The following is an 11,139-nucleotide window of genomic DNA, read 5'->3' as shown; positions in this document are numbered from 1 at the left end:
CAGAATCCGAACATGACCAAGGAGCAGCTGACCGAGTATATCGAGCGCGTCATCCGGCCCCGCATGTCGACGGTCGAAGGTGTCGCCGACGTCCAGATCTTCGGCGCCCAGCAATATTCGATGCGCGTCTGGATCGACCCGGTCCGGCTCGCCGCGCGCGGTGTGACGGCGGCCGAAGTGCTGACGGCCATCAACAACTCCAACTTCCTGTCGGCGCCCGGCAACACCCAGAACGAATTCGTGGTCTCCTCGATCACGGTGCGCTCGACGCTGCAGACGCCCGAAGCCTTCGCCGAGCTGCCGCTGCGCTCGACCGATGGCAATGTGGTGCGGCTGCGTGACGTGGCGCGTGTGGAACTCGGCGCCGAAAACACCGACACGAGGGTGAGCTTCAACGGCAAGCCCGGCACCTTCCTCGCCATCTTCCCCACGCCCGCCGCCAATCCGCTGACCACGGCGGCCGCGCTCACCAAGCTCGTGCCGCAGATCCAGGAGACGCTGCCCAAGGGAATGACGATCGAGATCGTCTACGACGCGACCGGCCAGATCAGCGCCTCGATCGACGAAGTGTTCAAGACCATCGCCGAGGCGGTCGCCATCGTCGTCGTCGTGATCCTTCTGTTCCTCGGCTCGTTCCGTTCCGTGATGATGCCCATCGTCACCATTCCGCTGTCGCTGATCGGCGTCTGCTTCCTGCTGTTCGCGGTCGGATATTCGATCAACCTCCTGTCGCTGCTGGCCATGGTGCTGGCGATCGGCCTTGTCGTCGACGACGCCATCGTGGTGGTGGAAAACATTCACCGCCATATGGAGGAAGACCATATGTCGCCGATGCAGGCCGCCTTCAACGGCATGCGCGAGATCGCCACCGCCATCGTCGCCATGACCATGACGCTGGCGGCCGTGTTCGCGCCGCTGGCCTTCACCGGCGGCCTCACCGGTGCGCTGTTCCGCGAATTCGCGGTGACGCTGGCTGGCTCCGTGGTGCTGTCGGGCGTCATCGCCATCACGATCACCCCGATGATGTCGGCGCGCCTGCTGAAGCCCGGCAATGCCGGCCGTTTCCAGCGTATCGTCGACGGCACCTTCTCGCGGGTCGAGCACGTCTATGAGCGGGCCGTCACCGGGTCGCTGAACTATCGCCCGCTGACACTCCTCATCGTGCTGGCGCTCGTCGGCGTGACCGGCTTCATGTTCACCAAGACCTCGACCGAGCTGGCGCCGGAAGAAGATCAGGGCTTCCTGCTCTCGCTGGTGACGGCGCCGCGTTATGCGACCTCCGACTACACCGAGACCTACGTCAACCAGATCCTGGGTCTGGTGAGGGACATCCCCGAAACGCGGGCGCAATTCTCGGCCGTCGCCTTCGGCGGCGCGACCAACAGCGCCTTCGTCGGCTTCGCCTTCAAGGACTGGGCGGAGCGTAAGCGCAACTCGAAGGAACTGCAGGCCGACATCACGGCCCGCATCGCCAAGGTGGCGGGCGTGCAGGCTTTCGTCTTCGCGCCGCCGACGCTGCCGGGCTCTGGCGGCGGCCTGCCGATCGCCATGGTGGTGCGTTCGACCGGCACTCCCGCCGAGGTCTTCGAGGAAGCCGAGAAGATCAAGAACAAGGCCCAGGCATCGGGCCGCTTCATCGTCGTGCAGAACTCGATGGCCTATGACGCGCCACAGGTGACGGTGACCATCGATCGCGACCGCGCCGCCGCCCTCAACCTGCCGATCGCCGACATCGGCCGCACGCTCACCTTGCTGGTCGGCGGCGCCGAAGTGGCGCAGTTCGACCGCGACTCCAACAGCTACGACATCATCCCGCAGGTGCCTCAGGAATTCCGCGACAACCCCGAAAGGCTCGGCGAGTATTTCGTGCGTAGCGTGACGGGCGAGATGGTGCCGCTGTCGGCCGTGGTGAAGATTTCCAGCAATGCGGCGCCCGCCGCGATCGAGCAATTCAACCAGCTGAATTCCTCGACGATTTCAGCCCTGCCGCTGCCCGGCGTCACTACCGGCGACGGCTTGAAAGTGCTTGAGGACCTCGCCAGGGAGAGCCTGCCGGACACCTTCTTCGTCGATTATTCCGGCCAGTCCCGGCAGGAGAAGGAGCAGGGTAACACGATCCTGATCGCGTTTGCCGCCGCCGTTGTCGTCATCTACCTGGTGCTGGCGGCGCAGTTCGAGAGCTTCCGTGACCCGCTGATCATCATGATGGCGGTGCCGCTGTCGATCTTCGGCGCGATCGTGCCGCTCAACTTGGGCCTGGGTACGCTCAATATCTACACCCAGGTCGGCCTGATCACGCTGATAGGGCTGATCACCAAGCACGGCATTCTTCTTGTCGAGTTCGCCAACCAGCAGCGCGAGGCTCATGGCATGCGCCGGCGTGATGCCATCATCGCCTCGGCAAAGGTGCGCCTGCGGCCGATCCTGATGACGACGGCGGCTATGGCGCTTGGCGTTGTGCCGTTGATCACGTCCAGCGGCGCCGGTGCCGCGGCCCGCTATTCGATGGGCCTGGTCATCTTCACCGGCATCCTGGTCGGCACCATGTTCACGCTCTTCGTCGTGCCGATGTTCTACACCTTCATCGCCAGCAAGGACCTGCCCAAGCACGCCGAGAAGCCGGATCCGAAACTGATGCCGGCGCTGCAGGATTGACACAGACTGAAAGACGAAAAAGAGGCCGGAAAAACCCGGCCTCTTTTTTTGGCTGCGCTCGATACCACTGGTTTGTTCCGGCGGGAGTCCTGAGCAGGCACGGCATTGAGCCGGCCCGTTCCCCCAGCCTGCTACTTGACGATGACGATGCTGGTATTGGCCGGCCCGAAGGTCTCGACGAGCTGGTAGAAATCGGCGGCGTTGTCGGGATGCAGCCGCACGCAGCCATGCGAGGCCGGCTGGCCGAGGCGCTTGATGGCATAGGTGGCGTGGACCGCATAACCGCCGCTGAAGAACACCGAATGCGGCATCGGCGCATTGTCGTATTTCTTCGAATACCACATCTCGTGCATGCGCGTCGGCCTGAACGAGCCGGTCGGCGTCACATGCGCCCTGTCGCCGGTGGAGACCTTCCAGGCGAAGGTCGGCCGACCATCGACCGACACTTCCATGACCTGCTGTGAAAGCGACACTCGCGCCACGATCCTGTTGGCGGCATGGGCGGCGCCCGAACCGGCGCCGACCAGAAGCGCAGCGCACATGAGCGCGGCGGCGATGATGTTGATGAGCTTTGCGGAAATGGCGGTGTGCATGATGTCCCTCTCTCTGCCGGCCCGGCCGGCTCCATCTGATGGCCGGCTTATCGTTGCGGCATGTTTCGGCAAGATTTCGCTAGAGGCTCATTTCTGTTTCGAATCTGTTTCCTCTGGTTAACAAGCCGGGCAACTGAAATGCCCGCCGACGCCATCGTCGTATAAACAACCAAGGTGATACATGGGTATTTCCGCCGAAACGAAAGTTCGTATTGACCGTATATGAAAGGTTTTTGCCCACTTCCGAAACCAATCTGCAACAAAGCGCAGCATCTGGCGGCATGATCCTGATACGGAGCGGACGCAATGTTGACGCAACGAAAGCAGACGGCATGGGAACGAAATCGAACCTCTGGCCCTGGATTCTCAGGATCAGTATCGCGGCGGCGGCCATCGGCGGTGTCGGCACTATTGCCGGCGCCCCTGTGGCACGGCTCGCGGCGATGACATCGAGCGAGATATCAACCCTTCACGCCGCCCTGTTTTCAGCCACGGTCTGGATTGTTTCCAGCCTGCGCATCGCCCGGCTCAAGGCCCTCTGGCGGGTTGGCCTCCGGCTGGCATTGCGCGGCCCCTCCGGCAACTTGCTGCCGAGAGGACCGAAGGCCCGCGCCGCCGCGGGGGGCTCCGTAGGCGGCGCGGGCACTTCGGGAGTTTCCTGAAGCGACCCGCGACACATTCATTTTCGAAGAATTTGCATTTCTGGGGATTGGAACGATGAAAACGAAATTCGCCGCCTCCGTGCTTTCCGCATTGCTTTACGCGCAGGGCCTGCTCGGCTTTGCCGCTCTCGCCACGGTGCTTCTCAAGGACCGCGCCCATGCGAGCGAGCTCACCATGGGCAGCGACATGCCATCCGGGCCGTCCTTGCTGGTGGTGCGCTGAGCGTCGGGGGCATCGGCAAGTGGAACCTCCGATGCTCGATCAGCAGGACATTCCGGGTGCTCCGCCGTCAGTCGGCGAATTGCCGTGGCGGATCGAAGCGGTAGCCGGCGCCACGTATCGTGGTGATGGTCTCGGTATCGAGCTTGCGGCGCAGCCGTACGATGCGCGAATCGATCGACCGGTCAAAGGCATCCGCATTCTCGGCTGGCGCGGCGGCGATGATATCGTCACGCGTCAGCACTTTGCGCGGGCTTGCCAGGAACAGCTTGAGCAGTGCCACCTGGCCGGGCGAGAGCTGCTCTTCCGCCCCGGAGCGGTGCATGACGATCGCCGATCGCAGATCGACGGTCGCGTTCTCCAGCACGATCAGTTCCTGATTGCCCCTGCCGCGCCGCGAGAGCAGGCCGCCGACACGGGCGGCGAGTTCGCGCACATTGAGCGGGCTTTCAACGACATCGGCCGCGCCAAGCTCGAGCGCCAGCACCTTGTCGACGAGATCGCCCGGCCGGCAGATCAGGATGAAATCCGCTCCCCCTTCGCCGCCTTTGCCCCCATGACGCCGGAGCAGGTCCCGCCCCTCCGCCTGACTGAGGCCGTCGCCGACGACGATGACATCGATGCCTCCGGCCGCCAGCAGCGATTCCGCCTCCCAGGGCTGCCGCGTCTGGCGCACGTCGTGGCCACGCCGCTCCAGATGGTCGGCGAGTTCGCCCGCCACGACTTCGGCGACGGAGACAAGCGCGATGACGGCTCGTGCGGCCATGTTTTCCAACCGTTCCCTGGCAACCGGATATGAGTGCTGGACATCATGTTTATACCCAATCTACTTTCCACTGAAAGTGGCAGCGAGGGCATCGTGCGGGCAAGAATTGTCATCGTCGAGGACGAGCCCGACCTGAGGGACGCGGTGGCCGAATATCTCGGCGCCGCCGGCTATGACGTGGCGACCGCGGAAACGGCGGCCGCGGCGCGCGCACTGATCGAAACCCAGTCGTTCCATCTGGCCATCCTCGACATCGCCATGCCGGGCGAGGATGGGCTGTCGCTCGGCCGCTGGCTGCGCTCGAAACTGCCGATCGGCATTATCTACGCCACCGCCGCCGGCACCGCGCTGGACCGCATCGTCGGGCTGGAACTGGGCGCCGACGACTACATCGTAAAGCCCTATGAACTGCGCGAAGTGCTGGCGCGGGTCCGCAGCGTGCTGCGCCGCGTTCCGCAACCGACGGAACTGATGGACAGGACGGACAGAACCGAACGGCGCTCCGTCGCCTTCGGCGCCTTCCAGGCCGATCTCGACGGCCGGCTGGTCACCGGCGCCAACGGCGCGGTGATCGACATGGCCAAGAGCGAATTCGACGTGCTGGAGGTTTTCCTGACCCGCGCCAACCGGTTGCTGACGCGCGCCGCGATTTCGGAGGCGATCGGATTCACCGAGGATCCCGAATCCTCGCGCGCCGTCGACATCCGCATCATGCGCCTGAGGAAGAAGATCGAGGCGGACCCCGCCAATCCGAAATTCCTGCGCACGGTGCGCGGCGAAGGCTATATCTTTTCGCTGCCGGCCGTCGACGGCAACTGAGCGCGACACCCCAAAAAGGGGTTCGCAGCCATTGCCCGCTGACCGAACCGGCATGGCATTGGAATGACGGCTGACAATGACAGGCGAAGCGGCAAGCACGGATATGCAGGGTTTCAGGCAAGGCGCGGCGATGGCCGCCGTGCGCGTCGTTCGCCGCTTGCGCGAGGCCGGCGACTGGCAGCGCGAGATGGACGGCATACTGGAGGTGCTGTGCCGCGCCATCGAATGCCAGCGCGGCATCCTGTTCCGCCTGCGCGAACTGCCCGGCCAGGGTTTCGCCCAGTCCGTCGCCGCCTACTGGATCGATCCCGATTTCGGCGGAGAACTGGCTTCGCCGACCGTCATCATGCAATCGATCGTCAACTCGGACCCGCTGCTGGAGCGTGTCGCCGAGGACGAACGGCAGGGCAAGATCTTCGCCGGCCACACGCGCGATCTCGAGGGCTTCCTGAGGGCCGATTTCGAAAAGCAGAGCATCAAGTCGTTCCTGTCGGTATCGGTCTTCGCGCACGGCCACCTCTGGGGCACGCTGGCGGTCAATGACTGCGTCGACGAGCGCGAATGGACCGACGAGGAAGAGGCGACGCTGCACATCATCGCGCTCGCCATCGGCGACGCCATCGAACGCTCGCCTTCGGACGCCCATGCCAGCGAGGTCATCCGCCGCACCATGCTGCAGGCCTCGCTCGACGCCATCATCGTCATCGACGAGGCCGGATCGATCATCGAATTCAATCCGGCCGCCGAAAAGATGTTCGGCTTCCTGCGCAGCGAGATCCTGGGCAAGGACCTGCTCGACACCGTGGTTCCGGACTACTACCGCAAAGGTTATACTTCCGGCGCCGACTATATGTCGGGCCGCGGCGCGCCGATGGTCGGCCAGCGGCTGGAGACGGTGACGCAGAATGCCGCGGGCGAGGTGTTTCCGATCGAGCTGACGGCGACCGAGATGCGCGTTGCCGACCGCCGCCTGATCTTCGGTTCCATCCGCGACCTGCGCGACAGGCTGCGCGCGGAGGAGGAGATCAACCGCCAGCGCGAGAAGCTGCACCAGAACGAGAAGATGGCGGCGATGGGCTCGCTCCTGGCCGGCGTCTCGCACGAGCTCAACAATCCGCTGGCGGTCGTGGTTGCCCAGTCGACGCTGCTGCATGAGTTCGCCTCCGACCCGCAGACCAAGGTCCGCGCCGAAAAGGTGCGTGCCGCCGCCGAGCGCTGCGGCCGCATCGTCAAGAGCTTCCTGTCGATGGTGCGCCTCCATCCCGCCGCACAGGCCGAGACAGATCTGAATCAGGTGATCCGCGCCGCGCTCGAGGTGACCGCCTATGGCGCGCGCTCGAGCGGCATCGTCATCGACACCGATTTCGCGCCCGGCCCGCTGCTGGCCATGGCCGATGCCGACCACGTGACCCAGGTGGCGGCCAATTTCCTCATCAACAGCCAGCACGCGCTGGCCGGCATCGCCGGCGACCGGCAGATCAAGGTGCGGACGTTCCGCAGCGACCGGGGCAATCCCGGCTTTTCGGTCGAGGACAACGGTCCCGGCATTCCCGAGGCGATCCGCAACCGCATCTTCGAATCCTATTTCACCACCAAGCCGGTCGGTGTCGGCACCGGCATCGGCCTGTCGATCTCGAAATCCATCATCGAGCGGCACAATGGCAATGTCTGGTTCGAGGAAGTGGTGCCCAAGGGTGCGCGCTTCGTCGTCCAGTTGCCGGCGATCTCCGCAGGCATGGCCGCCGCCGGCGAGGTCCAGTCACGCTCGAGCGGACTGCGGCATGCCTTGATCATCGACGACGAGCCCGATGTCGCCGGCTCGCTGTCCGACATCCTCGAATTGATGGGCATCAAGTCGCGCATCGCGCCCATCTGGGAATCAGGCGCCGCCACCTTGAGTGGGTATATGCCGCCGGACATCGTTTTTTCGGACCTGCGCATGCCCGGCATATCGGGCATTTCGATCTACCGCGAACTGCTTGCCGGGCGGCCCGACCTGGCGCGCCGTTTCGTGCTGGTCACCGGCGACCTCATCGGCGCCAAGGCGGAAATCGAAGCCTTGCCGGCACAGCAGCGGCCGCAGATTCTGGAAAAGCCGTTCAGCACGCTGGACGTGCGCAGCGTGCTTTCGACGATCGCCGACCAGGCCGCGTCGAAATAAAAAACGGCTCCCGGCCGACGGTGCGGCGGGAGCCGAAGGGAGCGCTGGAGGAAGCGCTCGGGGAGATCAGGGCATGATCCCCAAACGGTAACCGGTTTCGGGATCATGCCTGGCAGAAGTGCAGAGCCGGAAATCAGAAGATGTTCGGCGTATTGGTCAGCGGGGCCGCGTTCGCGATCATGCGGATGGCCCGCGCCTTGTGGCTTCCGGATTGCTCGGCGATGGCGCGCAGGCAATCCACGCTCTCGGCGCCCCAGGCCTGCCCCTTGCAGGCGAAATCGATGGCCGGCATGGGCAGGCGCGCGGTCCTGGTGGTGGTCATCGCGCCGTCGGCGATGTTGGCCGGGGGGTTGAGCGAAGCGAAGGCCGGGCCGACCGTCGGCGTGAACGCCATGCCGGCGAAGGCGCAAGCAGCCAGCGCCATGAACATTGCCATGGGGTGGTCGCTGGCGCGCTGGCGGAGCGCCAGTTTCGGGCGGCGGTCAGCGCGCTCCGGAGCCTGAAGCCGACGCTCGCTGCGGGTGATCTGAACTTTCGCATGCATTGCCTTCCCCTTCGTTGAGTTTCTTTTTGGCGGTGAAACGAATTTAATCGCGCTTTGTAACAGCGCTACGGTGGGGGCTACATGACAATGTAATCATCTTGAAACATAGATTCGGGCAGAATCGGTCAAAATCGGGCATACCAACCACCCGATTCGACGGTCGGCGCTGGGCCGATGGTGGCAGACGCGCGCCTCCGGCACGACCTTCGGGAGTGAAGGAGAATTTTTTGCGGGAATAAGCCCGCTGCGCCGGCCACGATTTCCAGCCCAGAGAGCCGCTGCTGGCCAGGGCTCGGGAACCCAGGCTAACACCCGGATTTTCCGGTGTTTTCGGAGCCGGTGGCGGCACGGAATTCAACTGAAGCCGGCGCCTGGATTTCCCCCACGGAATCTGCGTATTTCCACAAGCCATTGCATTTCAATGCAAAATATGATTATATTGAATGAGTATTCAATAAAAAGAAGAGACGTTTTATGAACCCGCACCTCCGTGACGTGGCAATCCCGAACGATTGGGACCGGCGGGGATTACCGGGCTGGAGTTACCATTCGGCCGCCCTTCTCGAGCTCGAGAAGGAACACGTTTTCCGCAATCACTGGCAGATCGCCGGGCATGTCTGCGACATCCCCAACGCCGGCGACTACCTGACCATGGACGTCATTGGCGAACGCGCCCTCATCGTGCGCGGCAAGGACGGCGTGGTGCGCGGCTTCAACAATATGTGCCGCCATCGCGGCAGCCGCGTCGTGGCCGACAGCCAGGGCAACTGCAAGAACGCGCTGGTCTGCCCGTTCCACGGCTGGGTCTACAATCTCGACGGCACGTTGCGCGGCGCCGCCCGCCCACGTTCCTTCCCCGACCTCGACAAGACCGAGTTCGGCCTGATGCCGCTCGACCTGGAAGTATGGATGGGCTTCATCTTCATCCGTTTCCGCGATGGCGGGCCGCAGCCTTCCGTCGCCGAGCTGCTGAAGCCGATCGAGCCGGAATTCGCGCATTACAATGCCGCCGACATGGTGCCGTCCTGGGGCATCTGGACCCAGAAGACGCCGGTCAACTGGAAGTCGGTGCGCGACGTCGACAATGAAGGCTATCACGTCGCCATGGCCCATCCCGCACTGCAGGATCTCTATGGCGCCACCTATTTCGACGAGCCTTTCGTCAACGGCGTGTCGCGCTCCTTCGCCACCTACAATCCGCATGCCGGCCGCCGCTGGAGCGTCAAGAACTACGTCAAGATCGCACCGGAGCCGATGCATCTGCCGGATTATCTGAAGAAGGCCTGGGTCTATTACGGCATCTTCCCGAACGCGGTCCTGTCGGTAATGCCGGAATCGGTGCAATTCTATCAGGAGTTCCCGCTGTCGACCGGCGAGACGCTGCTGCGTGGCGCCATCTACCGCTACCGCGACGAAAGCCGCGAGCAGGCCGCCGCCCGCTACCTCTCCTTCCGCATCGACCGCGACACCATGTCGGAAGATGTGCAGCTGTCGGTCTGGTCGAACGAATCCATGTTGTCCGAAGCCTTCGAGGGTTTCTATCTCTCGGACCTCGAATACGGCGTGCGCACCCATCACGACCATCTGCGCCGGCAGATCCCCGTGCTCGGCCTGGAGACGGCGCCCGAGGAGAAGGACATGTGGAATTTGAACGACGCGCTGAGGTCGCGGGGGTAGAACCCCTTCCTTCTCCCCGTTCTACGGGGAGAAGGTGCCCGAAGGGCGGATGAGGGGCGGCGCCAGCGCCTCGCAATTGGCTCGCCGCAACCTCAGAAAATGGTCGTCTGGCTGGAATCTTGTAAGCCAGCGCTGCGCCAGCCGGGAGGTTACAGCCTCAGACGGATGAAGTTCTCAAACGCGGCCAATCGCCAATGTCAGCGCCGCCCCTCATCCGCCCGTTGGGCACCTTTTCCCCGTGAAACGGGGAGAAGGAAGAAACCTTATCCCCGCCAAACGCCTTCTTTCCTGAGATCGTCCATCGTGCGCGAAATGCCCTCGCGCAAAATGCCGACCATGTCGTCGATCTGCTCGCGCGTGATGATGAGCGGCGGCGACATGACACACATATTGATCAGCGGCCGCACCAGCAGGCCGAGTTCATGGCAGTGCGCGTCGATGCGCTTGCCGACATCCTTGTCGAGTTGCAGCGGATCCTTGCTTTCGCGGTCGGCGACGCATTCCACGCAGCCCATCAGCCCGACGCCGCGCACCTCGCCGACCAGTGGCAGATCTTCCAGCGTCTTCAGCTGTGCCTGGAAGTAAGGCGCGACCGCCTGTGTATGGGCGAGTACGCCTTCCTCGAGCAGGTCGAGGTTTTTCAACGCCACCGCGCAGCCGACCGGATGGCTGGTGTAGGTCAGCCCATGGCCGAACATCGCATCGGGATGGTTCGAGCGGCGCAGTTCCTCCAGCAGCCGTTCCGAGATGATGACGCCGCCAAGCGGGAAATAGCCCGAGGTGACGCCCTTGGCGAAGGTGATCATGTCAGGGTCGATGCCGAACACGTCGCCCGAGGCAAAGACATGGCCAAGCCGGCCGAAGCCCGTCACCACCTCATCGGAGATATAGAGGATGTCGTTCTCGCGGCAGATCTCGCGGATGCGCATGAGATAGCCATCCGGCGGTATGACCACGCCGCCGGAGGCCTGGATGGGCTCGCCGACAAACGCGCCGATCCTGTCGGCGCCGACACGCTCGACCGTGTCGCGGAACTGATCGA

10 protein-coding genes are annotated in these 11,139 nt (G+C 63.8%); 6 read left to right on the top strand and 4 right to left on the bottom strand.

Going from position 1 to position 11,139, the window contains the following annotated elements:
* The coding region (locus tag J0I79_RS00235) for an efflux RND transporter permease subunit (protein ID WP_292854192.1) at positions 1-2,655 on the top strand (2,655 nt) is incomplete at its 5' end.
* Positions 2,656-2,786: 131 nt separating this feature from the next.
* Here the strand turns inward: J0I79_RS00235 and J0I79_RS00230 are convergent.
* The gene (locus tag J0I79_RS00230; protein WP_292854190.1) at positions 2,787-3,248 is read right to left on the bottom strand and encodes a L,D-transpeptidase; all 462 of its coding nucleotides are present in this window, start codon (positions 3,246-3,248) and stop codon (positions 2,787-2,789) included.
* Positions 3,249-3,460: 212 nt separating this feature from the next.
* Here J0I79_RS00230 and J0I79_RS00225 point away from each other — a divergent pair, with 212 nt between their 5' ends.
* Both J0I79_RS00225 and J0I79_RS00220 read left to right on the top strand, forming a co-directional pair.
* A complete protein-coding gene (locus J0I79_RS00225; protein ID WP_292854188.1) occupies positions 3,461-3,910 on the top strand; it encodes a hypothetical protein in 450 nt (149 codons plus the stop codon).
* A 55-nt stretch (positions 3,911-3,965) separates the two neighbouring features.
* Positions 3,966-4,133 carry a hypothetical protein gene (locus J0I79_RS00220; protein ID WP_292854186.1) on the top strand — a complete coding sequence of 56 codons (168 nt, stop codon included), beginning with the start codon at positions 3,966-3,968 and terminating at the stop codon, positions 4,131-4,133.
* A 67-nt stretch (positions 4,134-4,200) separates the two neighbouring features.
* Here J0I79_RS00220 and J0I79_RS00215 read toward each other — a convergent pair whose 3' ends face one another.
* Positions 4,201-4,896: a response regulator transcription factor gene (locus J0I79_RS00215; protein WP_292854184.1), complete on the bottom strand. Its 696-nt coding sequence runs from the start codon at positions 4,894-4,896 to the stop codon at positions 4,201-4,203.
* 45 nt (positions 4,897-4,941) lie between these two features.
* Between J0I79_RS00215 and J0I79_RS00210 the strand changes: the two genes are divergently transcribed.
* Together J0I79_RS00210 and J0I79_RS00205 are read left to right on the top strand one after the other, a co-directional pair.
* The gene (locus J0I79_RS00210; protein ID WP_292854182.1) at positions 4,942-5,715 is read left to right on the top strand and encodes a response regulator transcription factor; all 774 of its coding nucleotides are present in this window, start codon (positions 4,942-4,944) and stop codon (positions 5,713-5,715) included.
* Between the two features lie 76 nt (positions 5,716-5,791).
* Entirely contained in the window at positions 5,792-7,876 is a 2,085-nt protein-coding gene (locus tag J0I79_RS00205) for an ATP-binding protein (protein WP_292854180.1), read from the top strand.
* A 133-nt stretch (positions 7,877-8,009) separates the two neighbouring features.
* On the opposite strand, the gene J0I79_RS00200 is transcribed toward J0I79_RS00205, so the two are convergent.
* On the bottom strand, positions 8,010-8,420 hold the full coding sequence (locus J0I79_RS00200) for a hypothetical protein (protein WP_292854178.1): 411 nt from the start codon (positions 8,418-8,420) through the stop codon (positions 8,010-8,012).
* A gap of 474 nt (positions 8,421-8,894) precedes the next feature.
* Between J0I79_RS00200 and J0I79_RS00195 the strand changes: the two genes are divergently transcribed.
* Entirely contained in the window at positions 8,895-10,097 is a 1,203-nt protein-coding gene (locus tag J0I79_RS00195) for an aromatic ring-hydroxylating dioxygenase subunit alpha (protein WP_292854176.1), read from the top strand.
* Positions 10,098-10,360: 263 nt separating this feature from the next.
* Here the strand turns inward: J0I79_RS00195 and J0I79_RS00190 are convergent.
* The coding region (locus J0I79_RS00190; RefSeq protein ID WP_292854175.1) for an aminotransferase class III-fold pyridoxal phosphate-dependent enzyme at positions 10,361-11,139 on the bottom strand (779 nt) is incomplete at its 5' end.

It is taken from the genome of Mesorhizobium sp. (assembly GCF_017306585.1).
Lineage (GTDB): Bacteria > Pseudomonadota > Alphaproteobacteria > Rhizobiales > Rhizobiaceae > Mesorhizobium.
Note: the sequence above shows the minus strand (reverse complement) of the source record. Positions and strands in the feature narration are given on the sequence as shown.